At 34.7% G+C, this 22,597-nt stretch carries 25 protein-coding genes; 11 read left to right on the forward strand and 14 right to left on the reverse strand.

Features of this window, described 5'->3' with window-relative positions; genetic code table 11:
- The first annotated feature begins 147 nt into the window (after nucleotides 1-147).
- A complete protein-coding gene (locus tag BST93_RS10390) occupies nucleotides 148-1,563 on the forward strand; it encodes a trypsin-like peptidase domain-containing protein (protein ID WP_085774824.1) in 1,416 nt (471 codons plus the stop codon).
- 56 nt (nucleotides 1,564-1,619) lie between these two features.
- On the opposite strand, the gene BST93_RS10395 is transcribed toward BST93_RS10390, so the two are convergent.
- Nucleotides 1,620-2,144, reverse strand: coding sequence for a DUF4251 domain-containing protein (locus BST93_RS10395; RefSeq protein WP_105019127.1), 525 nt, complete (start codon nucleotides 2,142-2,144; stop codon nucleotides 1,620-1,622).
- Between the two features lie 53 nt (nucleotides 2,145-2,197).
- A complete protein-coding gene (locus BST93_RS10400; RefSeq protein WP_105019128.1) occupies nucleotides 2,198-4,072 on the reverse strand; it encodes a T9SS type B sorting domain-containing protein in 1,875 nt (624 codons plus the stop codon).
- Between the two features lie 160 nt (nucleotides 4,073-4,232).
- Here BST93_RS10400 and BST93_RS10405 point away from each other — a divergent pair, with 160 nt between their 5' ends.
- The 5 genes from BST93_RS10405 to BST93_RS10425 all read left to right on the forward strand — a co-directional run bounded on the left by BST93_RS10405 (nucleotide 4,233) and on the right by BST93_RS10425 (nucleotide 7,181).
- Nucleotides 4,233-4,535, forward strand: coding sequence for an HPF/RaiA family ribosome-associated protein (locus BST93_RS10405; protein WP_105019129.1), 303 nt, complete (start codon nucleotides 4,233-4,235; stop codon nucleotides 4,533-4,535).
- A 2-nt stretch (nucleotides 4,536-4,537) separates the two neighbouring features.
- Nucleotides 4,538-4,927, forward strand: a complete 390-nt coding sequence (locus tag BST93_RS10410; RefSeq protein WP_105019130.1) for an arsenate reductase family protein — start codon at nucleotides 4,538-4,540, stop codon at nucleotides 4,925-4,927.
- A 10-nt stretch (nucleotides 4,928-4,937) separates the two neighbouring features.
- On the forward strand, nucleotides 4,938-5,870 hold the full coding sequence (locus tag BST93_RS10415; RefSeq protein ID WP_042279213.1) for a TerC family protein: 933 nt from the start codon (nucleotides 4,938-4,940) through the stop codon (nucleotides 5,868-5,870).
- Between the two features lie 21 nt (nucleotides 5,871-5,891).
- Nucleotides 5,892-6,569 (forward strand): hypothetical protein, encoded by a 678-nt coding sequence (locus BST93_RS10420; protein ID WP_105019131.1) that lies wholly within the window; start codon nucleotides 5,892-5,894, stop codon nucleotides 6,567-6,569.
- Nucleotides 6,570-6,662: 93 nt separating this feature from the next.
- Nucleotides 6,663-7,181 (forward strand): CIA30 family protein, encoded by a 519-nt coding sequence (locus BST93_RS10425; RefSeq protein WP_105019132.1) that lies wholly within the window; start codon nucleotides 6,663-6,665, stop codon nucleotides 7,179-7,181.
- A 45-nt stretch (nucleotides 7,182-7,226) separates the two neighbouring features.
- Here the strand turns inward: BST93_RS10425 and panB are convergent, their stop codons facing one another.
- The gene (panB, locus tag BST93_RS10430; protein WP_042279222.1) at nucleotides 7,227-8,045 is read right to left on the reverse strand and encodes a 3-methyl-2-oxobutanoate hydroxymethyltransferase; all 819 of its coding nucleotides are present in this window, start codon (nucleotides 8,043-8,045) and stop codon (nucleotides 7,227-7,229) included.
- 51 nt (nucleotides 8,046-8,096) lie between these two features.
- Here panB and BST93_RS10435 point away from each other — a divergent pair, with 51 nt between their 5' ends.
- Entirely contained in the window at nucleotides 8,097-8,606 is a 510-nt protein-coding gene (locus BST93_RS10435; protein WP_146105018.1) for a nuclear transport factor 2 family protein, read from the forward strand.
- A gap of 60 nt (nucleotides 8,607-8,666) precedes the next feature.
- Here BST93_RS10435 and BST93_RS10440 read toward each other — a convergent pair whose 3' ends face one another.
- The 11 genes from BST93_RS10440 to BST93_RS10490 form a co-directional block, all read right to left on the reverse strand.
- On the reverse strand, nucleotides 8,667-9,479 hold the full coding sequence (locus tag BST93_RS10440; protein ID WP_105019134.1) for a prohibitin family protein: 813 nt from the start codon (nucleotides 9,477-9,479) through the stop codon (nucleotides 8,667-8,669).
- Between the two features lie 9 nt (nucleotides 9,480-9,488).
- Nucleotides 9,489-11,513, reverse strand: a complete 2,025-nt coding sequence (locus BST93_RS10445) for a hypothetical protein (RefSeq protein ID WP_105019135.1) — start codon at nucleotides 11,511-11,513, stop codon at nucleotides 9,489-9,491.
- Between the two features lie 13 nt (nucleotides 11,514-11,526).
- The gene (fabG, locus tag BST93_RS10450) at nucleotides 11,527-12,273 is read right to left on the reverse strand and encodes a 3-oxoacyl-[acyl-carrier-protein] reductase (protein ID WP_042279226.1); all 747 of its coding nucleotides are present in this window, start codon (nucleotides 12,271-12,273) and stop codon (nucleotides 11,527-11,529) included.
- A 73-nt stretch (nucleotides 12,274-12,346) separates the two neighbouring features.
- Nucleotides 12,347-13,222 carry a succinate--CoA ligase subunit alpha gene (sucD, locus tag BST93_RS10455; RefSeq protein WP_060522386.1) on the reverse strand — a complete coding sequence of 292 codons (876 nt, stop codon included), beginning with the start codon at nucleotides 13,220-13,222 and terminating at the stop codon, nucleotides 12,347-12,349.
- A gap of 24 nt (nucleotides 13,223-13,246) precedes the next feature.
- On the reverse strand, nucleotides 13,247-13,624 hold the full coding sequence (locus tag BST93_RS10460; RefSeq protein WP_060522385.1) for a hypothetical protein: 378 nt from the start codon (nucleotides 13,622-13,624) through the stop codon (nucleotides 13,247-13,249).
- Nucleotides 13,625-13,627: 3 nt separating this feature from the next.
- A complete protein-coding gene (locus BST93_RS10465; protein ID WP_105019136.1) occupies nucleotides 13,628-14,545 on the reverse strand; it encodes a UDP-3-O-(3-hydroxymyristoyl)glucosamine N-acyltransferase in 918 nt (305 codons plus the stop codon).
- Nucleotides 14,546-15,112, reverse strand: coding sequence for an elongation factor P (gene efp / locus BST93_RS10470; protein ID WP_060522383.1), 567 nt, complete (start codon nucleotides 15,110-15,112; stop codon nucleotides 14,546-14,548). It abuts the gene before it with no gap.
- A 6-nt stretch (nucleotides 15,113-15,118) separates the two neighbouring features.
- Nucleotides 15,119-15,904 (reverse strand): acyl-ACP--UDP-N-acetylglucosamine O-acyltransferase, encoded by a 786-nt coding sequence (gene lpxA, locus BST93_RS10475; protein WP_042279232.1) that lies wholly within the window; start codon nucleotides 15,902-15,904, stop codon nucleotides 15,119-15,121.
- Entirely contained in the window at nucleotides 15,905-17,305 is a 1,401-nt protein-coding gene (locus BST93_RS10480) for a bifunctional UDP-3-O-[3-hydroxymyristoyl] N-acetylglucosamine deacetylase/3-hydroxyacyl-ACP dehydratase (protein ID WP_042279234.1), read from the reverse strand. It lies immediately after the preceding gene.
- Nucleotides 17,306-17,310: 5 nt separating this feature from the next.
- Nucleotides 17,311-18,324 (reverse strand): UDP-3-O-(3-hydroxymyristoyl)glucosamine N-acyltransferase, encoded by a 1,014-nt coding sequence (lpxD, locus tag BST93_RS10485; RefSeq protein WP_105019137.1) that lies wholly within the window; start codon nucleotides 18,322-18,324, stop codon nucleotides 17,311-17,313.
- Nucleotides 18,325-18,412: 88 nt separating this feature from the next.
- Nucleotides 18,413-19,642: an HD domain-containing protein gene (locus BST93_RS10490; RefSeq protein WP_105019138.1), complete on the reverse strand. Its 1,230-nt coding sequence runs from the start codon at nucleotides 19,640-19,642 to the stop codon at nucleotides 18,413-18,415.
- Between the two features lie 31 nt (nucleotides 19,643-19,673).
- Here BST93_RS10490 and porX point away from each other — a divergent pair, with 31 nt between their 5' ends.
- The 4 genes from porX to BST93_RS10510 all read left to right on the forward strand — a co-directional run bounded on the left by porX (nucleotide 19,674) and on the right by BST93_RS10510 (nucleotide 22,595).
- A complete protein-coding gene (gene porX, locus BST93_RS10495; RefSeq protein WP_105019139.1) occupies nucleotides 19,674-21,224 on the forward strand; it encodes a T9SS response regulator signal transducer PorX in 1,551 nt (516 codons plus the stop codon).
- Entirely contained in the window at nucleotides 21,224-21,649 is a 426-nt protein-coding gene (gene tsaE, locus BST93_RS10500) for a tRNA (adenosine(37)-N6)-threonylcarbamoyltransferase complex ATPase subunit type 1 TsaE (RefSeq protein WP_105019140.1), read from the forward strand. Before porX ends, tsaE begins: the two co-directional genes overlap by 1 nt.
- Before the next feature lie 177 nt (nucleotides 21,650-21,826).
- Entirely contained in the window at nucleotides 21,827-22,006 is a 180-nt protein-coding gene (locus tag BST93_RS10505) for a hypothetical protein (RefSeq protein WP_042279245.1), read from the forward strand.
- A 106-nt stretch (nucleotides 22,007-22,112) separates the two neighbouring features.
- Nucleotides 22,113-22,595, forward strand: a complete 483-nt coding sequence (locus tag BST93_RS10510) for a hypothetical protein (RefSeq protein WP_042279246.1) — start codon at nucleotides 22,113-22,115, stop codon at nucleotides 22,593-22,595.
- Nucleotides 22,596-22,597 lie beyond the last annotated feature (2 nt).

A 22,597-nucleotide genomic window follows, 5' to 3' on the forward strand; every position in this document is an offset into this window, starting at 1 on the left:
AAAATACTATCAATTATACTAAAATTAAGGATGTAAATGCATTGTTTAATATGTTATCAATCCATTGTTAATTAAGGTTAATTTGACGGTATAAAAACAATGAATTAAATAATTTTAAGTTCAATAAGAAGCTAAAAAAAGAAAGAAATGAAAAGTTTAATCAAAAATTTCGGTATGGCTGTTTTAGGTGGCGCTGTTGTTTTAGGTACTTATAAAATAGCCTTTGAACCAGAGTCACAAATTGCCGCACAACAATCACAACAAGTTGCTAATGAGGTGCAAACACCAGTACTTCCTGTAAAGAATGTTAATTACACTAATTCTATAGAAGGTATCGATTTTACCGAAGCCGCAGAAAAAACAGTGCATGCTGTGGTCCACGTAAAAAATACTACTATAGCTCGTGGTGGTATGTCTATTGCCGATCTTATGTATGGTAGAACACCTTATCGCCAGGCAGTAGGAACTGGTAGTGGTGTTATTATAACCGGTGATGGGTATATCGTAACTAATAATCACGTTATTGAAAATGCACAAAGTCTAGAAGTGACATTAAATAATAACAAAACCTACAAGGCAGAACTCGTGGGAACTGAACCTAATAGTGATATTGCCCTATTAAAAATAGAAGCTGATGAAGAATTACCTTATGTAGTTTTTGGTGATAGTAATCAAGCTAAAATTGGTGAATGGGTACTGGCTGTAGGAAACCCTTTTAATCTAACAAGTACTGTTACCGCTGGGATTATAAGTGCAAAAGGACGTGATCTAGATGAACGCGATAGAAAAATGCAGTCTTTTATTCAAACTGATGCTGCTGTTAACCCAGGAAACTCAGGTGGCGCATTAGTCAACCAAAATGGGGAATTAATTGGTATCAATACCGCAATTGCTAGTAGAACTGGTTCCTATGTAGGATACTCTTTTGCAGTTCCATCAAATAACGCTCGTAAGATTATCGAGGATCTTATGGAATTTGGATTTGTACAGAAAGGTATGCTAGGAATATCAGGAACAGACCTTAATGGTAACATCGCTGATGAAATGGGAATTGATGAGAGTGAAGGAATATATGTTGCCAAAGTGGTTGAAAATTCTGGTGCTGCAAAAGCGAATCTAAAAAATGGTGACATTATTAAAAGTATAGATGGTTTAAAAATGAAAACCTTTGCCGATTTAACCGGATACATTTCGAGTAAAAATCCAGGTGATATTGTTTATGTGAGCTACCTAAGAAATGGAGTTCAAAAACAAGCTCAAATTGAAATAACAAAAAACAATACGGTTCTCATTCCTCAAATTGAAATGGAAGTACGTAATCTTTTTAAAGAGGATCAAAAGATATTTGATACTAAAAAAGGTGTACGCATCACAAGAACAACAGGCGAATTATCTAGATATGACATGAGAGATTATATCATCACCAAGGTAAATGATTATGAAATTACTAATATTGACGATCTACAAGAAATTTTAAGAGAGGTAAACCCAAGAGAGACACTATTGATTCAAATGAAAAACAGTCGTGGCGAAGTAGAACGATTTAGATATACAATAGATTAATTAGAAATGTTGGTTAATAAAGTACCGCTATCTTTATTTCAAGGTAGCGGTATTTTTTATTGATCAACCAATTGAGCATCATAATTCATGAAAGTTCTACTAGTAGAAGTAACATATATTTTTGAAAATCCATGTTTTAAAAATTCAATAACAAACTCATGGTTCTCATCCTTACCAGAAGCATTAAATTTTCTAGTTATCATCTTTCTTTCTTCATTAATAATGATTTCATTATCACTTATGGGAGCTTCCACTACAATTCCAGGATTAGACATATAACGTGTAGAAAGTCTTTGTTCTCCATAAAAAGGAAGTTGAGTAAACAAGGAATCATTTCTTACCTCAAAAGTTACAGACTCACCTGATAGGTTTATACGATTGGGAGAATCACCTCTTTGCATCGTGACTTGGGTTAATACTTGATTAGTAGCATTTGTATTAAAAGGGTACGCTACAGTTACATCAAGTTTAAAGTCATTAGTCGCAATACCCTTTACACGATTAAAATCTTCGACCGTATAAGTTTTAGAAGAACTACATCCTATTATAAAAAGTAAACCTATTAATAGAGAGAAACGCATTTTTATTTTAAAGTTACCTATTTAAATTCTTAAAACACTTAATATTCTAATAATTAACGTATTAGTGAAAAATGACCCGTGATAGATTTATTATCATAGTCCAATTTAAACCAGTAATCACTACTTGGTAAAGGTTGCCCGTTGTATGTTCCATCCCATCCTACTCTAACCGCGATATCATTTATCTCCTTGATCAACTTACCGTGTCTATCAAATATTTGGAGTCTGGCATCTGGAAAGTTTCTTAACCCTTCAAAATTAAAATAGTCATTAAAACCATCTTGATTAGGAGTAAAAAACTGAGGTATAATTATTCTGTTGTATTCTTGTTGAACTATCGTACAATTTAGTCTATCACGAACAAAAACAGTGACTTGAGTAAAAGTAGTAATATCAAAGTTTGGCAAATCAGACCACCTTAAACCGTCAATACTGTATTGAAAATTTGACAAGTCAGTATTAGACAGTGTTACTTGTAAATCATTTCCAATAACGATTATTTCATCAATTATAGGAGCTTCGGTAATTGTTACAGTAAATGTCGCTGTAGAAGAACAACCGTCGTTGTTAATTACTTCTACGGTATAAATTCCTTCAGTATCAACGTCAATAGTTGGTGTACCTTCTCCAGTGCTCCATACGTAACTTGCTGGTGAGAATTGAGGATCTAGGACTACCGTTTCATCAGGACAAATTTCGTAATCTTGACTCGTTACATTTGGACTATTGAAGGCTAAGAAATCAATAGCAACTCTAGAATTTGAAACACAACCGCTTTGAATATCAACAGTTTCAACGTAATAAGTTCCTGGGATGGTTGTGGTATAATCATTGGAATCATCATGAATAGAGGTTCCACCTGTAGGCACGGTGTACCAAAAAGCCGTGGTCCCATTAGGCAAGGTTACTTCCATTTCTTCAGAAATACCATCACAAGCAATCACTGGATTTTGAACTGGAACTGCTAGCGGAACTGTAACATCACGAAATTCGAAAACATCAGAAAAGTTCACGCATTGTGAATTGGATAAATTAACAGCATCTTCAGCTACTTTGACTCTATAAAAAATAGTGTCATTTAAATTAGGTGTAGTAAAAGTAGGTCCATTCTGTCCTAAAATATCAGTAAAAATAACACCATCATCGCTTTGCTGCCATTGGTACTCTGGGGTTGTGAATATGGAACTTACCGTACTTGCCGATAAAGTAATGGATTGTGCAGGATCATCCTCACATTTTGTAACAACTGTATTATTAGCCGTATCAATTATTTGTGTGGTATCACCACAAGTTCTAAAAACGATGTCATCGATGGCTAGGTCATTACCGCAACCACCAGCACCTTCATTTATTAGTTTTAAAATACATCCATTTTGTCCGGTTGCAGTAGTAAAAGTAAGACCGTATTGCTTCCATGTAGGTGCAGGTTGTGAAAACTCAGGTGGCATTGCACCGCTTGCTAGTAAGGTGGAATCGGTAATGTCCCAAATTTCAAATCTTACTTGTATAGGAATTTCTCCAGCGCCACAAGGATTGTTGTTATCCAAAATATTGATCACCCAGGCACTAAATTCATAAGGTGTATTTTCACACAAGCCTGTTATCGGAGTTTGATAAAATAAACCTGCGGTAAAATCGGCATTTACTAAAAGCATTTTTCCATTAGGATCTCCTGTATGATCTGGAGCATCCCAAAAACTACTCAATTGTTGCATATTACTTGAGATGGTATATTCTCCATCTTGAATACCACTATTAACGTATGTGTAGGTAGTTACATTTGCTGGTAAAGCAGGTCCATTGGTAGTTCCTGATCCAAAGGTTTCGGTAAAAATGGTTGGTCCAATTTCACCATCGCAAAATGATAATTGCGCTTTCGCGAAAGCGAAATAAAATAATACTAAAAGAGTTACAGCTATCCTTTTCATTGAGTGCAAGATAACTAAGGTTGCTGATACTTTAACTTATAAATATATAAAGGTATTGACAGTAAATTAACAAAATTTATAAAGAGTGCTAAAGTGATATTAAGGTAAACTAAAAACAAAGAAATTCTATAACAACTGTTGTATCTTTAAAATAAAAATTATGACTATACAGTTTAATTACGACGGAGTTTCTGGAAGTGAAAGACTAGAAAACTATACCAAAGAAAAGCTACAAACGATTTTTGAACGTTATGACTGGGTAACACGTGCAGACGTGTTTTTCAAAACAGAAAATACATCGAGTGATCAAACGGGTATGATATCCCAAATAAGATTAAGTGCTCCTGGACCGAGACTTTTTGCTGAGGAGTCGCAAGATAATTTTGAAGAAGGAATTTCAAAAGTTATTACTCAACTGAAAACTCAATGTGAGAAGAGAAAAGCGACAATAGTAAAACATTAAAAATGGGAGTTCTTGCAAAATCCAGTCGTGAAGTAAGTATTTTTTACGATTCTAATAAAAAATTACACAAGGAAGTGTATGCTTACCTAGTGAGTAGTGGCAAATCAATTAATCAACGTGATATAAATAAATTTGATATTACTGGAACTATATATGCAGAACTTATTGAATTGCTAGAATGTGATATTATCGATTTAATTGACACCAGTCATGAGAAATATCAAGGTGGTGATAGTATTGAATTTAATGACGGTGTTGATGTTTTAGGCAATCAACCAGAATTATTGCGCTTTCCTATTCTAGTAAATGATAAAAAAGCTTTACAAGCTAAATCAATGAGCGACGCAATAAAGTTTTTTGATCCAGACACTGCACAAGTGAGAATACCTTAAGTATTTTTACATCATGATTTGGACAGGATTTATAATAATGGTCAGCATCTTTTTGATGCTTGACCTTTTTGTTTTTAATAGAAAGGCTCATGTTATAGGAACCAAAGAAGCTAGTAAATACACTGCTCTTTGGGTAAGTATCGCTGTAGCTTTTACAGGTGCCATTTACCTGATATACGACAATGGACTTGTAGACAATCCTGAAAACATGACAGCGATTGATGCATCTATTAAATATATTACTGGATATCTTATTGAGTTGTCGTTAAGCATAGACAACATTTTTGTGATTGCGGTTATTTTTGGCTCCTTTAATATTGCTCCCAAATACCAGCACCGAGTTTTGTTTTGGGGAATTGTTGGTGCTTTAGTTTTTAGAGCCTTAATGATTTTGTTTGGCGTTGCCTTAATTAACAAGGTAAGCTGGATGACTTATGTTTTTGGGTTATTTCTACTGTATACGGCTTTTAAAATGCTCAAGAACAATGACGAAGAATTTGATCCTGCTCAAAGTCCCATCTATAAACTAGTACGCAAATTTTTACCGGTTACCGATCAAATTAATGGGCAGCAGCTCTTTATCAGAAAAATGGGTAAAAGAATTGCAACCCCATTATTTTTGGCCTTGGTGGTCATCGAATTGACCGATGTTCTTTTTGCTCTGGATTCTATACCGGCTATTCTAGCTATCACGGCTGATCCCTTTTTGGTTTTCACAAGTAACATTCTTGCCATAATGGGATTGAGAAGTATGTACTTTTTCCTAACCAATCTCTTAAACAAGTTCCAATACATTCATTATAGTCTAGTAGCCATACTGGGTTTTGTGGGAATCAAAATGTTATTAGTTCATCATATACATTTTCCAGAATGGTTGTCACTCGGATTTATATTTATAGCTTTACTTGCTGGTGCTTTGGCATCTAGAATGAAAAAAAATTAATCTCATCAATCTCTCCTTACTATGTTCAAATGGTTGCAAGCGATGATAGGTAAATCATCAAAAACGAGCGAGTCTTTAATGAAGGAGATGGCGCAAAAAGCTAAAATTCCAGAAAAGAATTTAGCTTTATTAAAAGAAGAACTGAATAAAATTGTCATTACGGCTACAGGTTATAATAAGGTTAAAGACATAGACCAAAATGCATTTTTAAAAATTCAAAAAAAAGATTCTAAAGGCTTGATCATACCATTAAAAGGAGTATTCCCTATTAATGGCGAGTCTAAAGCTTTTTATTTTGATGAACATAAAGCGAATTCAATCGGTCCCTATTGTGAATTAAGCACGATTGATTATGACGAGTTCCCTATACAAGAATACTACCAGACAGTAACCGTAAAAAGCTTACCGATTTGGGAAGAGGTAATTCATAGATATCCAGAATTACATAAATTAATAGTAAAGCTTGCTCCTGAATTTCCTTGGACATTATACAAAACAGCAAAAAGCCAAATCATCACTCCTACACCTTTAATTCAATTGGGTGGATATCCTCAATGGATCATCAATGATATCGATTTTAGAAAAATAAAAGGTAAAGAATTAAAGTTTCAATATCTTAATTCTAGGAGTAGAAAAGGTTACTTTGAGTTTGAATCAGAAGGAAATTTAGGAGATTTATGCTTTTTTCAACGAGATTAACGACAGTTAAACGTTTTTAGAGAAATAGCCAAGTAAATACATATTCATTCCCTTTTTCTGTATTAAAATTGTTTCCCCTTAAACTTTTAATACATGAAAACCCTAGAACCATTAATCCCTACCGAAATAAAGTTTGGAAGGAATATGGAATATAGATTTAAATGGACTCCACTTACCGATTCACTTACAGGTGGCAAAAGCACTGGAAAAATAATTCAGCACGATCATTATGTAGAATTTTGTGGTACCATTAAATCCGTCAATAATTCCTCGTGGAGCATGTTGAGATCTCACAAACTTGAACAAGATTTAAGTGAGGTGAAATTCATAGAAATTAAATTGAGAACCGATGGTAGACCCGTTGCTTTTGAAATAGAGTTCAATCCAGGTGTTCAACAAGAAAAATACGGATATATGATTCGTATGCATAAGAATACTTGGAAGACCATAAAGCTACCCATCAATCATTTCAAGCGTGTCCTTTTTCACAACATTATTCCTGGAGAAATTGATAAAGAAAACTTAAAAAAAGTTTTAAGATATAATTTCTCTATATCCGATGGTATTGTAGGTAATTATAGTATCGATGTAGAATACATTAAGTTCTTATAATAAAAAAGGTGCGTTTACAAGCACCTTTTTTATTTGTTATTTTAATTAGTATTGTTCATTCTCATTAGGAAAGTCTTTTGCTTTAACATCCTTAACGTAGGAACTTACTGCATCACCCATTTCCTCATAAAGATTTAAATACCTACGTAAAAAACGTGGATTAAATTCATGTGTCATTCCAAACATATCATGAGAAACTAATACCTGACCATCAACTCCAGCACCAGCACCTATACCAATTACAGGTATACTTAATTGACTTGCTACTTTTTCTGCAAGAGCAGCGGGAACTTTTTCTAGCACTAGGGCAAAACAACCCCATTTTTCGAGCAATAATGCATCCTCAATAAGCTTTTCCGCTTCGGCTTCTTCTTTAGCACGTACTGTATAAGTACCAAATTTATATATACTTTGAGGTGTAAGTCCTAGATGGCCCATTACCGGTATTCCTGCGTGTAAAATACGTTTTATGGATTCCTTTACTTCTCTTCCTCCTTCAAGTTTAACGCTGTGTCCGCCACTTTCCTTCATTATTCTAATCGCACTGCGCAAGGCCTCTTTAGGATCACTTTGATAACTACCAAAAGGTAAATCTACAACAACCAGCGAGCGCTCTGCGGCTCTTACAACACTACTCGCATGATAAATCATTTGATCCAGTGTTATAGGTAGCGTAGTCTCGTGACCTGCCATTACGTTACTAGCACTATCTCCTACTAGAATCACATCAACACCACCACTATCTACTATTTTGGCCATGGTATAATCATAAGCAGTAAGCATAGAGATTTTTTCTCCATTGGCCTTCATTTCGGATAATGATTTAACGGTTATTCTTTTATATTGCTTCTTTGCTACAGACATAATCTTGTTTTATGAAGTAAAAATACTAATATTACCATTCAATTAGATATTATGAACAGGAAAGCTTTATTAATGATGGTTTGTGTTTGTTTCGCTTTCGCGAAAGCGTACTCTCAACAACCGGTAGAACAAGATTCCATTGCACAAGACTCTATTAATGAAATGGTGAAACCGATGAAAAAGTCTCCTGTGGAGGCTGTACGTGAATTTTTCGATGCATTTCACGAGCAGGATAGCGTTGCCCTAGACCAGTCCATGGCCGATAATCTGATGCTATTCTCTTATATTAAGTCTCGTTCTAAAGGAAATTCAATGGAAAAGGCGAGTAAGTCTGACTTTATGAATAGCATTTTAAATATTCCAGAAAACATGACCTTTAAGGAAACGCTTATAGAAATTAGTCATACTACTTTTGAGGATATTGCAACGGTCCATACAACCTACGAATTTCATGTTAATGGTCAATTTTCACATAGTGGTGTCAACGTATTTACCATGGTTTATTACAATGATAAATGGTTGATAACTGGAATTACGGACACTCGGAATATGCTTTACTAACTTCAATAAAAAAAGACCTGTGTTAAAACAGGTCTTTTTTTAATCCGCAATTATTTAAAACTACTGATTTCCTAGGATTATAGGTAAACCACCGTTGTCAGAACTACCTACAACGATCACTTTAGAATTAGGTGATTCAGCAAGTTTTAAAGTAGCCTCAATACCTTTTTCCATTAAAATTTTATCAGTAAGTGATTTACTTAAAATATCATTTGCTGCGGCCTTACCTTGTGCGTCAATTCTTTGACGTTCTGCTTCTTTTTGAGCCTTTACCAGTCTGAACTCGTACTCTTGAGCTTCTTGTTCCTGTCTTAACTTACGTTCGATAGCATCGTTAATTTTAGGTGGTAACTTTACCTCTTTTACAAACACCTTGTTCACTGTAAGGTATTGTCCTTCTAATTCCTTAGTAAGTTCAGACATGATTTCACTTACAATAATTTCCTTCTTAGAAGAATAAAGTTGCTCAGGAGTGTAACGACCAACTACTGATCTGGTAGCAGCGTTGATGGCAGGATCAAGGATAGTTTCAACGTAATTTGCTCCTTTTTCCTTATACAACCTAGGTAGGTTATCATATTCTGGTTGAAACCACACCGTACCTTCAACAGTTACTTTAAGACCGTTTACCGAAAGTACTTCCATACTATCAGAAAATGATTGTTGTTTCACTCTAAATTCCGTCATATCATTCCACGGTGCAATGATATGAAATCCTTCTCCATAGGTTTTACTGGTATCTACTCCAGAAAAGAAGTTGAATAGAACACCTGCTTCACCAGCACCTATATTAACTGAACTTTTAAATAAAATAATAATAGCTAGTACAATTCCTATCGCAAATAGAATTGCTGCTTTTGGTAATTTTTCCATAATCTAATTTTAAATTAATCCGTTGTACTTCCTGATAAACCATTCTAGTCCTAAGGACAAAAGCAAAACTCCTAATAAATAGTGCCAATCAATTAAAGAGGAATATTTAAGAGTTGCTTTTTCGATAGTTTTATACTTAGATTCATCAAGTAGTTCATCTAGTACTTTATTGGTCTCGCCAGCATAAAAAATATTACTAGAATCAATTAAAGAATTGAAAGAGCTAGAACTCGCACTAGTAAATTGTTTTTCAATGTCAAACTCGAGTATGCTTATTTTTCCAGATTGAGTTAAAACATCATTTTCAACTTTTACTGTAAAGTTATAATCTGCTGGTTCTATATCTGAAAGATTTACCTTATAGGTATTATTTGAGAGAACAAATGGCCTAATTATTTTCTCACTGGTTTCAAGATTAGTTAAATAAAGATTTAGAATACCACTGTCTTCAAACTCGTAGTTTTTATTTAAAAACATAGCATTGATTACTATTTCATTGTTTTGATAATAAAAGGAATTATAATCTACATCTAGTCGCTTACGTTTTTTATTACTTGCTAGTAGTTGCACCTGACTACTCACTAAATCGTCAAAATTCGTAAAAGAGGTTGACTCTATAAAACTTTGTGATCGCCATCTCCATAATCCTGCACCCATTGTAACAGAATGTCGGTTGGTATTTTCCTCATAATTAAACCATAAAGGATCGGCTGTTTCTACAGATCCTATTTGTTTGTAGAAAAGTATATCAATAGGTGTATTAAAACTTACCATTCCAAAAGGTGCTCTTACCGGTGGATAATCATTAAATGAAAATGAATCAACATTATAGGCCGTAAAATTCTCATTAAGAATGGGTTGCACCTCATCAACATCCTTTGAGTTTTCGATTGAAAAGGCGTTTTGTAAAGAGTTGATCATTTGAATATCTGGAGATTCTCCCAGTAACCACCAAGTGTTTTTACCCAATAACTTTACCTGATTTATAATTGGCTTTAAGTCCTGGTTGACACCATAAAAAATAATTAAGTTATACTCATTTAGATTAGAAATTTCATCGGGATTCACAATTTCAACTGTTCTTTGTTGATTGCTTTCAATGGCTTTACGCAACGCACCTACGTCAGGATGCATGCTAGCTGTAATAATGGCCACCTTGGTTTGTTGATCGATTACTTCAACAGCAAAATTTCTATAATTGTTAGAGGTATTTTTCTCTTCTGTGAAAGGTTCTATAGCGATTTGGTACCGTTGTGTACCTATGGAAGTACTTTCTAATAAGGCCGAAATTACAGTACTAGAATTATTTTTGGAGAATGTTAGATTTTCTCGATAAACAATTTGGTTACCATTCTTGATTGTGAGTCTCGATTCTCTTGATACGTCTCCTGAATATTGAACAAATATCTCAACAGGAAATTCATTTTTTAAATAAGAATATTTATTAACATTTACCTGTCCTATTCTAAAATCGTCATAAACAGTCGTATCCCCATAAATTACAGGAAAAAGTGATTCTGGATTATTTAATTTGGTGAACGCTAGATCCCTACCTCTACTTTGATTTCCATCTGTAAGCAGTAAAGTAACATTATTTCTTGATTTAAAAAGCTCTTGATTCTTGGATAACCCGTTTGAGATATTAGTAGCGTCACCTTTAAAATTTAAACTATCAAAGGGTTCAAAATTATCGTCTAGTGCAAATGTTCTTATTTCAAACTTTTCAACTAAATCTTCATTTTGAATCAAGCTTTGATAATCCGAGTTGAGTTGTTCGCTAGCATTAAGATAACCTATGGATTTAGATTGATCCAATAGAATGGAAAGAACCGGCTTTTCATCCTGAAAGGATTTTGTAACAAACTTTGGATTAATCAATAAAAAAGCTGCACTTAGAACAGAAATGAACCTAAGTACAGCTAAGTAATATAAACTATTTGATAAACGCTTTTCTTTAAAAAAATAGGAATACCAAGCAAATAATGCACTAGCGACTACCGCTACTCCTATCCATAAATAATAAGCAGTTTGCAAGATAATTAATGGTTTAAGTTAACATTCCACCATCAACATTAAGTACTTGACCAGTAATGTAAGCAGATAAATCACTAGCTAGAAATACACATGCATTTGCCACATCTTCTGGAGTACCACCTCTTTTAAGAGGAATTCCGTCTCTCCATCCTTGTACCGTTTTCTCATCTAGAGCACCGGTCATTTCAGTTTCGATAAAACCTGGAGCAATGGCATTACAACGTATATTACGAGATCCCAATTCCAGAGCAACAGATTTTGTAAAACCTAAGATACCAGCTTTTGATGCGGCATAATTGGTTTGTCCTGCATTACCTTTAACACCAACCACGCTGCTCATATTGATAATGCTTCCCTTACGTTGTTTTAACATGGTACGTTGTACAGCTTTAGTCATGTTAAAAACAGACTTTAAGTTTACTTCAATCACCTTGTCAAAATCCTCTTCACTTATACGCATAAGTAAATTATCCTTGGTTATCCCAGCATTATTTATCAATACATCTATAGTATCAAAATCATTTGAGACCGCTTCTATGAGTTCCTGAGCTTGATTGAAGTCTGCAGCGTTACTCTTATAAGCTTTTGCTTTAACTCCTAGGTCAGTTAACTCTTTTTCTAATTCTAGAGCAGGTGCTTCAGAACTTGCGTAGGTAAAAGCAACATTGGCACCATTTTCTGCAAAAACACGTGCAATCCCTTTACCTATTCCACGGCTTGCGCCAGTGATGATTACATTTTTTCCTTCCAGTAATTTCATAAGTTTTGGTATTTATAAAAATAAAACTCAATGGAACACAGTGTGTTCCATTGAGTTTTAAGAAAATCTATAATTATTTTCCTAGAACTTCGGCAACTTTTTTACCTATCTCTGCTGGAGAATCAACAACGTGAATACCACATTCTCTCATAATTGCTTTCTTAGCTTGAGCAGTATCTTCAGATCCACCTACAATAGCACCTGCGTGACCCATTGTACGTCCAGCAGGAGCAGTTTCACCTGCGATAAAACCAACAACTGGTTTTTTGTTACCTGTTTCTTTAATCCATCTAGCAGCATCAGCTTCTAACTGACCACCTATTTCACCTATCATTACGATAGCCTCAGTTTCTGGGTCATTCATAAATAATTCAACGGCTTCCTTTGTAGTCGTTCCAATAATTGGATCACCACCAATTCCTATTGCTGTAGAAATACCATAACCTTGTTTTACAACCTGGTCAGAAGCTTCATAAGTAAGTGTTCCAGATTTTGATACAATTCCTACTTTACCTTCTTTAAATACAAAACCTGGCATAATACCAACTTTTGCCTCACCTGGAGTAATTACACCAGGACAGTTAGGACCAACTAATCTACAGTCCTTATCCTTGATATAATCAGCAGCTTTTACCATATCTGCCACAGGAATACCTTCAGTAATAGTAATGATTACTTTGATACCTGCGTCAGCAGCTTCCTTAATAGCATCAGCAGCAAATGCTGGTGGAACAAAAATAATTGTTGTATCGGCGTTTACCTTTTCAACAGCCTCTTTAACCGTATTAAAAACTGGCTTACCTAGGTGTTCTTGACCACCTTTACCTGGAGTAACTCCACCTACAACGTTTGTACCGTATTCAATCATTTGACCAGCATGAAAAGTACCTTCACTACCAGTAAATCCTTGAACTATAATATTTGAATCCTTATTTACTAAAACACTCATTTATATGTATTTATACTTATTAAATTAACTTTCTTTTTCACTAGGATGACTAGAATGATGCGCTTCAATAATTCTGTCATCTTGAACTTTAAAAATACTAATAAAATAGCCTATTGGCATTTCTTCATTAGGATTTTCAAAGGTACGCACGTAAAGTGTGAATCGCGCAGCAACTTCGCTTTTATTATTTGCAAGAATATGAGTAACATCAGTTCTCATAACCTCGTAATTATCCGTATTTGACTTGTACAAGTCTAGGTAAGATTGATAATCGAACACATTGAATCCTGAACTGGAATGCCAGTATACTTTTAAATCTTTATGAAAAAATTCTGGGAATTGTGAACTATCTACAAATACCTGAGAATCTAAAAACGATTGAACTATTTTTTTTGCTGACACTTCTTATAATTTTTTGACTAAATTAGGCAACATTCTTAGGGCAGCCAACTCTTTGAACTTTTCTTTTGCATTAATTGCTGGTGAACCAAATACGGCCTCGCCTGGTTGAATATCTTTAGACACTCCACTTTGTGCCATAACCTCACAACCTTCTCCTAGTTTAACATCGCTGCGCACACCTACCTGACCCCATAATTTTACGTTGTCCTCAATGATTACACAGCCCGCAATTCCTACTTGACTGGCTATAAGTACATGTCTACCCAAAACGGTATCATGTCCTATATGAACCTGATTATCCAACTTTGACCCATAACCAATAGTAGTATCGCCAGAGGCACCTCTATCAATCGTACACAAAGCACCTATTTCAACTTGATCTTCAATGACTACTCTACCGTTACTCAATAGTTTGTCATATCCAGCTTCTCTCCTTTTATAATAAAAAGCATCTCCGCCTAAAACTGTACCAGCATGTATAATAACATTATCACCTATGATACAACGATCGCCTATCGATACGTTGGCATGTATAACCGTATTTTCACCTACGACAACCTCATTTCCTAGGCTAGCTGTGGGATGAATTAATGCCGTGGTGGCTATTGTTGAGTTCGCTTTCGCGAAAGCGCTAAAAGGAACAAAATGTTGAGTCAACTTATTGAAATCCCTAAAAGGATCGTCTGATATTAGTAAGGCTTTTCCATCTGGACAATCCACTTTTTTGTTTATTAAAACAATGGTGGCTGCACTGTTTAATGCCTTATCGTAATACTTAGGATGATCAACAAATACAATATCTCCTGGAGTAACAACATGAATCTCGTTCATTCCTGTTACAGGAAAGTCTGCTGGCCCAACAAATTCACATTTGATCAGGTCAGCAATAAAATCTAGTCTATGAGTTTGATTGAATTTCACCTATTCCTTGATACGCTCGTGATAAGCTCCTTTTTCTGTATCGATTCTTATCTTATCACCTTCATTAATAAATAAAGGAACCATTACTCGTTCACCTGTTTCTACGGTAGCTGGTTTTGTAGCGTTTGTTGCTGTGTTACCTTTTACACCAGGCTCTGTCGCTGTAACTTCTAATATTACATATTGAGGCATATCAACTGAAAGTGGTGAGTCGTCCTCTGTATTAATTTGAATTTTCACATTTTCACCTTCCTTAAGAAGACCAGGAGCATCTAGACTACTTTCAGGTAGCTGGATTTGCTCATAGGTATCAGTATTCATAAAGTGGTAGGCTTCACCATCATTATACAAATACTGGAATGTATGAGTTTCAACACGGATTTCATCAATTTTATGACCTGCAGAAAAGGTATTATCGATAACCTTACCAGTAGTTACACTTTTAAGTTTTGTTCTTACAAATGCTGGTCCTTTACCAGGTTTTACGTGTAAAAATTCAATGATTTTGTATATATCGTGATTATAACGTATACATAATCCTTTTCTAATGTCGCTTGTATTTGCCATATATTCTTAATTGTTGCGCACGTATCCTCTCATGATACCTCGCTTAGAGTTTTTAATAAATTCTATAATTTCATCACGCTCGTTTGAAGCGCTCATTTCTGCCTCGATAATTTGAACCGCTTGTGAAACGTTATAGTTCTTTTGATATAAAATGCGATAGATATCTTGAATCTCTCGTATTTTTTCTAGTTCAAAACCTCGTCTTCTTAATCCTACCGAATTAATACCTACATAACTTAGAGGTTCTCTACCTGCTTTAACGTATGGTGGTACATCTTTACGCACCAACGATCCACCGGTAACAAATGCATGATTCCCTATTTGACAGAATTGTTGAACGGCCGCCATTCCCGCAAGCACCACGTGATCTCCTACGGTTATATGACCTGCGAGTGTACTGTTATTTGAGAAAATACAATTATCTCCTACAACACAATCATGTGCAATATGGCAATAAGCCATAATCCAACAATTTTTACCAATGATAGTTTTCATTTTATCACTAGTACCACGGTTAATCGTTACGCATTCTCTAATGGTAGTACCATCTCCTATGACAGTGGTAGTTTCTTCATCTTCAAACTTCTTATCCTGCGGTATTGCAGATATAACTGCTCCTGGAAAAATGCTTACATTTTTACCTATGCGGGCACCTTCCATGATAGTAACGTTTGATCCAATCCAGGAACCTTCACCTATTACTACATTGTTATGAATAGTAGCAAATGGTTCAATGACTACATTTTTTGCAATTTTTGCTCCTGGATGTACGTATGCTAAAGGTTGATTCATTTATTTTTCTTTTGAAATTTGAGCCATAAGCTCTGCTTCGGCACATAAAACGCCGTTTGCATAAGCATATGCTTGCATGTGAGCAATTCCTCTTCTTATAGGAGTGATTAGATCACATTTAAATATTAAGGTATCTCCAGGTACTACTTTACGTTTAAATTTAACGTTATCGATTTTCATAAAGAAAGTGAGGTAGTTTTCAGGATCTGGAACGGTGCTTAGAACTAATATACCACCATTTTGAGCCATTGCCTCTACTATAAGAACACCTGGCATAACCGGTTGTCCAGGAAAGTGGCCTACAAAAAATGGTTCATTCATAGTCACATTCTTGAGTCCGATTACCTGACTATCAGTCAAGGTGAAAATTTTATCTACCAACAAGAATGGTGGACGGTGAGGTAACATAGCCATAATTTGATTGACGTCCATAAGTGGTGTTTGATTGACATCAATATCAGGCACATTTTCTCGAATATCCTTTTTTATAATCTTGGCCATTTTCTTTGCAAATTGAGTGTTTACAAAGTGACCTGGTTTTGTTGCAATAACTTTACCGCGTATTCTATAACCTATTAAAGCAAGATCACCGATTACATCTAATAATTTATGCCGTGCTGCCTCATTAGGGTGATGTAACTCTAGGTTATCTAAAATACCATTAGGTTTTACACTTATATTTTCCTTGTTGAACGCTTTTTTTAAGCTGTTCATAGTTTTCTCAGAAATCTCTTTATCTACATAAACTATCGCATTATTAAGATCACCACCTTGAATAAGTCCGTGATCCAGCAACATCTCTAATTCATGTAAAAAGCTAAAGGTTCTTGCTTCTGATATTTCTGATTTAAAATCTGATAATTTTTCAAGAGTAGCATTTTGAGTACCTAATACTTTAGTACCAAAATCAACCATTGTGGTTACTTGGTATTTATCGGAAGGCATCAAAATAATCTCGCTACCTGTTTCCTCATCTTTGTAAGAAATGATTTCCTTGACTACAAATTCCTGACGCTTTGCATCTAATTCCTTGATACCAGCCTTTTCAAGAGCTTCAATAAAAAACTTAGAGGATCCATCCATAATTGGTGGTTCACTACTATTGATTTCTATAAGACAATTGTCTATTTCCAGTCCTACAAGGGCAGCAAGTACATGCTCACAAGTATTGATTTGCACTCCTCGTTTATCAAGGGTTGTTCCTCTTTTAGTATCAGTTACATAAGCAGCTAGCGCTTCAATAACTGGTTCTCCTTCAAGATCAACTCTTTGAAAGGCATAACCATGATCTGCCGGAGCTGGTTTAAATACTAGAGTTACTTCTTTACCTGTATGTAATCCTACACCAGATAAGGTGACCTCACGGTCGATTGTTGTTTGATTAATGTCTGTGACAGTCATAATGACTAACGTTTTTCTAGGTCAGTAATGCGTTTTTCGATTTTTGGCAAATTTTTGAAATACACATAGGAACGATTCCAATCACCGTAATCAAAGGCTGGCGATCCTTGTATATTTGAATTTGATTTTATATTTCTCCCTACTCCACTTTGAGCTTGGATACCGACATTATCACCTATTGTGATATGCCCTACTATTCCTACTTGACCACCTATCCTGCAATTTTTACCTACCTTGGTAGAACCTGCAACGCCCGTTTGGGCTGCAATAACCGTATTTTCACCTATCTCTACATTGTGAGCTATTTGAATTTGGTTATCCAACTTGGCTCCTTTCCTTATTATAGTACTACCTAGAGTAGCCCTATCAATAGTTGAAAGAGCACCTACATCAACATGATCTTCAATAATTACATTTCCTGTTTGTGGTACCTTACTATAAGTACCATCAGGATTAGGTGAAAAACCAAAACCATCGGCTCCTATCACACAACCAGAATTGATAACTACTCGATTACCGATTACACAATCTGATAATACTTGAGCCGACGAGAAAATTACAGAATGATCACCTATTGTAACGTTGTCACCTATATGTGATTGCGGAAAAATCTTTACTCCATCACCTATTTTTACATTCTCACCTATGTAAGCAAAAGCACCTATATAGACATCATCACCTAGTTGTGCCGTTTCATGAATAAAACTAGGTTGTTCTATACCTGTTTTACTCATTTTGGCCATTTGGTAATATTCAAGCAATTTTGAAAAAGCCTTATAACTATCTTCAACCTTAATGAGTGTGGTGTCTACCGGCTGTTCTGGCAGGAAGTCTTTATTCACGATAACAGCACTGGCTTGTGTGTTATATATATAAGGAGTGTATTTAGGATTTGATAAAAAGGACAAGCTTCCTTTTTCTCCTTCCTCTATCTTGGATAATTTACTTAATTCTAGTTGTTCATCTCCATCTACGATTCCTTCTAGAATGTCAGCTATTTGTTGGACTGTAAACTTCATTGTGGCAAAAATAAGTAAACTAATGTAATATTAATCCCGTAGCAACAACATACTCATATTGTGTTATCCACAATAAAACAAAAAAATACTATGAATTATCCTTTAATTTAGGATGACAGTAGTAATGTTTTTGAGCAACTTTGGTAAGAGCTTTGAAACTATCTTCTTTAGTTACTTTAAGTAATTCCTTAACCTTTCCTGTTTTGGTGAGAATTTTAATAGGGTTCGCTTTCGCGAAAGCGGTATGCTTAACCACTCCTTGAAAAACGAAATAACTAGCCTGATCCTCAGACAATTTATATTGCTTTTGAAGTTGAATTATTTTACTATTCAATTTCTTTTCTGAAACAGGAGCATCTCTAAACTTGACTTTGAGTAATTGTCTATTAAGAAGCATATTACTTAATTCCCTGAGCACAAAGTCCTCATGATCGACATTCATTTTAAGCGCAGTAAAAACATCAGTATCATCTAACCTTGCAAACATCTTTAAATCATGAGCACTAGCCTGATCAAAATTTTCTCTAGTAATAAAGTACTCGATACGGTCTGGTAATGCAACGGCAACTTTGGACTCATACAATTCAACTAATCGCTTGAAAAAAGATTGTAATAAATGCTCGGCAGCGATCCCTGTTTTATGTAAATACACTTGCCAGTACATAAGCCTGCGCGAAGTCAAAAAATGCTCTATGCTATAAATACCCTTTTCTTCTACTACAAGCTCATCATTAACAACATTAAGCATCGCGATAAGCCTAGTACTGTTTATATTTCCTTCTGCAACTCCTGTATAAAAACTGTCTCGTTTAAGGTAATCCAGTCGATCCATATCTAATTGACTAGAAATTAATTGTAACATAAACGGTCGATGATACTCTCCTTTAAAAATTTTAATAGCAAGCGTTAAACTACCGTTAAACTCCTCGTTAAGAGCTTGCATAAAATTTAAAGATAGCTGCTCGTGAGTAACACCTTTAACGATCTTATATTCAAGAGCATGAGAGAATGGTCCATGACCAATATCATGTAATAAAATGGTTTTATAAAGAGCATCCTCTTCCTTATCATCAATCACAACACCTTTAGATCGTAATACTTGGACTGCTTTTTGCATGAGATGCATGCATCCCAAGGCATGATGGAAACGAGTGTGATGAGCACCTGGGTAAACCAGATAACTTAATCCCATTTGTGTAATTCTACGCAACCTTTGAAAGTAAGGATGCTCAATTAACTGAAAGATCTCTCTACTAGGAATAGAAATAAATCCATAGATAGGATCGTTTAATATTTTAAGTTTGTTTTGTTGTTTCAAACGACAGGCATTTTAAAGCAAAGATACTAGTATGAATAATATCAAAATATTATGGGTAGATGACGAGGTAGATTTATTAAAACCTCACATACTCTTTTTAGAAAGTAAAGGTTACAAAGTTGATACTCGCGTGAGCGGCACAGAGGCCATTGAAGCTATTGATGAGGACAACTATGATATTGTTTTTCTTGATGAAAATATGCCTGGACTTACAGGGCTAGAAACTCTTACAGAGATAAAAGAAAAACAATCACAGCTTCCTGTCATCATGATCACTAAAAGTGAAGAGGAATACATCATGGAAGAAGCAATAGGAGCAAAAATTGCTGACTACCTTATCAAACCTGTGAACCCTAATCAAATATTACTGTCGGTAAAAAAGAATCTGGATCACTCAAGGTTGATTAATGAGAAAACAACTAGTGATTACCAAAAAGAGTTTCAAAAAATATCAATGGAATTATCCATGATCAATTCCTATGAAGAATGGGTAAAGCTTTATCAAAAACTACTTTATTGGGAAATAGAATTAGAGGATATTGAGGATAGTGGTATGAGAGAAATATTAAATGCTCAAAAGACCGAAGCAAATCATCAGTTTTGCAAATTTATCGATCGTAATTACCCAGAATGGTTTGAAGATGAAGAAGAAGCTCCTTTATTAAGTCATCAATTATTTAGGAAAAAGGTTGTCCCTTCTTTAAAAAACAAGGAACAGGTTTTATTTGTAGTTATTGACAATTTAAGGTATGATCAATATAAAGCTTTTGAAGGGCTAGTTAACAATCATTATAAAAAACAACAAGAAGAAACATACTGCTCCATTTTACCTACAGCCACTCAATACGCTAGAAATGCCATATTTAGTGGTTTAATGCCTGAAGATATGAAGAAACGTCATCCAGAATATTGGAAAGATGATACTGATGAAGGCGGTAAAAATATGCACGAGGCAGACTTTCTAGAAGCTCAGTTAAAAAGATTAAGATTAGATGTAAGTTGGCAATATCATAAAATCACCAACGAAAATAACGGGAGAAAACTTGCAGATAATTTTAAATCTCAAAAAGATAACGACCTTACCGTTGTGGTCTACAACTTCGTCGATATGCTCTCTCATTCTAAAACTGAAATGGAGGTTATAAAAGAACTAGCTAGTAATGACAAAGCATACCGTTCCTTAACCTTAAGTTGGTTCAAAAATTCACCTTTACTAGAAATCATACAACGTGCGCAGCAATTGGGTATGAAACTAATCCTAACCACTGACCACGGTACGATAAATGTGACAACACCTAGTAAAGTAATTGGTGATAAGAATACGAGTTTGAATTTGAGATACAAAACAGGTCGTAGTTTAACATATGAAGACAAAGATGTTCTGGCAGCTCAAGACCCAGCTACTATAAAACTTCCTAAGATCAACATGAGTAGTAGTTTCATTTTTGCCAAAGGAGATTTATTTTTTGCTTACCCTAATAATTACAATCACTACGTGAGTTATTACCGTAATACATATCAACACGGTGGTGTGTCTATGGAAGAAATGTTAATACCAGTAGCAACTTTTGAACCTAGATAATGGAATACGCATATACTTTAGATACCGTTAACCAGGCTGCCAAAAAACTATTAAGAGACCTTAATATAGAACAATCCGTTTTTAATCGTTCTATTATAATTTGTTTTGAAGCAGAAATGGGTTCAGGCAAAACAACTTTGATAAAAGAATTGTGCAAAGTACTTAAATCGAAAGATGAGATATCTTCACCGACATTTTCACTGGTAAACGAATATAAGTGCCCATTCGGCGATATTTTTCATTATGACCTGTACCGAATTAACCAAACAGAAGAGTTGCTCGATCTAGGAATGGAAGATTATATCGACAAAATAGGTATTCATTTTATAGAATGGCCACAGGTAGCAAAGCCTTTATTAACTGATTTTAAAACAGTTACAATTAATTTTGTAGATTTTAACTCTAGAACGTTTAACATATATTAAAAAATTTTAATTGAACTTTAGATAAATTGTACTTTATCGATATGCAACACATAAACTATATAACGATTTTTTACTTTCGTTAAACTTTTTTATCATGTAGGAGTTTGGTTACACGATAAAGTGATTCTACATTTGAATCATCTTAATTGAAAACCTAACTATTTAAAACCCTACATTATGAAATCAAGAAAGATTCAAGCCTTCGCATTTTTAGCATTATTCACAGTATCATTAGCTGGTGCAGCTGTACAGTTCACTCCAGATACTGCTAAAGAAGAAACTTCTAAAACTTCTAAAGAAATCAAGAAGAAGCGTCTAGGTGAAGTATTAAACAGAGAAAACTTAAGATGGTTATAGTACTATCTACTCTTTTATAAAAAAATCGGTTACTGAATAAGTAACCGATTTTTTTTTGAATTACTTTTTTTGACTAATTTGCAGCAACTAGTCATTAAACCTATAAATGTCCAACAACTCTACCAATAAGAAAAGAAAGGTATTAGGTGGTAATATCATTATCGTCTTTCTTGCAAGTCTACCTTATCTTTTTCATTTCTATCAATTTGTTGATGCAGAAGATTATGTTGATTCAGATTTCGTAAACTCTCTTACTGAACCATTTGGAGGAGATCTCTATGTTGCACTTTGGGTGTTTTTTCAAAAACTATTTCCTTTTTTAATAACCTTAATTTGGTTTTTAACCTGTAAACATTGGTGGTATCATGCCATATTAATACCTATGGGAATGTATGCCATACAAGTATATACTGTATTAGACCCATCTATTGAGTTTGTAGATCAAAGAGACTTATATTTTATGGTACCCGTAGTTATAGGTGCCATCTTTTTAAGTTATACAGCAAGAGACATCGTGAGAGCAAGACTTGATGAACAAGGTTCTAAATTAGACGAGGAAATGCACAAGCCATCCGATAAGTGGATCTAATA

This window comes from Nonlabens tegetincola, from assembly GCF_002954355.1.
GTDB lineage: Bacteria > Bacteroidota > Bacteroidia > Flavobacteriales > Flavobacteriaceae > Nonlabens > Nonlabens tegetincola.

Bases quoted from the DNA above. Each gene is read 5' to 3' on its own strand.
- BST93_RS10390 (WP_085774824.1), top strand. From the start codon at position 148: ATGAAAAGTTTAATCAAAAATTTCGGTATGGCTGTTTTAGGTGGCGCT.
- BST93_RS10395 (WP_105019127.1), bottom strand. From the start codon at position 2,144: ATGCGTTTCTCTCTATTAATAGGTTTACTTTTTATAATAGGATGTAGT.
- BST93_RS10400 (WP_105019128.1), bottom strand. From the start codon at position 4,072: ATGAAAAGGATAGCTGTAACTCTTTTAGTATTATTTTATTTCGCTTTC.
- BST93_RS10405 (WP_105019129.1), top strand. From the start codon at position 4,233: ATGACTATACAGTTTAATTACGACGGAGTTTCTGGAAGTGAAAGACTA.
- BST93_RS10410 (WP_105019130.1), top strand. From the start codon at position 4,538: ATGGGAGTTCTTGCAAAATCCAGTCGTGAAGTAAGTATTTTTTACGAT.
- BST93_RS10420 (WP_105019131.1), top strand. From the start codon at position 5,892: ATGTTCAAATGGTTGCAAGCGATGATAGGTAAATCATCAAAAACGAGC.
- BST93_RS10425 (WP_105019132.1), top strand. From the start codon at position 6,663: ATGAAAACCCTAGAACCATTAATCCCTACCGAAATAAAGTTTGGAAGG.
- panB (WP_042279222.1), bottom strand. From the start codon at position 8,045: ATGTCTGTAGCAAAGAAGCAATATAAAAGAATAACCGTTAAATCATTA.
- BST93_RS10435 (WP_146105018.1), top strand. From the start codon at position 8,097: ATGAACAGGAAAGCTTTATTAATGATGGTTTGTGTTTGTTTCGCTTTC.
- BST93_RS10440 (WP_105019134.1), bottom strand. From the start codon at position 9,479: ATGGAAAAATTACCAAAAGCAGCAATTCTATTTGCGATAGGAATTGTA.
- fabG (WP_042279226.1), bottom strand. From the start codon at position 12,273: ATGAAATTACTGGAAGGAAAAAATGTAATCATCACTGGCGCAAGCCGT.
- sucD (WP_060522386.1), bottom strand. From the start codon at position 13,222: ATGAGTGTTTTAGTAAATAAGGATTCAAATATTATAGTTCAAGGATTT.
- efp (WP_060522383.1), bottom strand. From the start codon at position 15,112: ATGGCAAATACAAGCGACATTAGAAAAGGATTATGTATACGTTATAAT.
- lpxA (WP_042279232.1), bottom strand. From the start codon at position 15,904: ATGAATCAACCTTTAGCATACGTACATCCAGGAGCAAAAATTGCAAAA.
- BST93_RS10480 (WP_042279234.1), bottom strand. From the start codon at position 17,305: ATGACTGTCACAGACATTAATCAAACAACAATCGACCGTGAGGTCACC.
- lpxD (WP_105019137.1), bottom strand. From the start codon at position 18,324: ATGAAGTTTACAGTCCAACAAATAGCTGACATTCTAGAAGGAATCGTA.
- porX (WP_105019139.1), top strand. From the start codon at position 19,674: ATGAATAATATCAAAATATTATGGGTAGATGACGAGGTAGATTTATTA.
- tsaE (WP_105019140.1), top strand. From the start codon at position 21,224: ATGGAATACGCATATACTTTAGATACCGTTAACCAGGCTGCCAAAAAA.
- BST93_RS10505 (WP_042279245.1), top strand. From the start codon at position 21,827: ATGAAATCAAGAAAGATTCAAGCCTTCGCATTTTTAGCATTATTCACA.
- BST93_RS10510 (WP_042279246.1), top strand. From the start codon at position 22,113: ATGTCCAACAACTCTACCAATAAGAAAAGAAAGGTATTAGGTGGTAAT.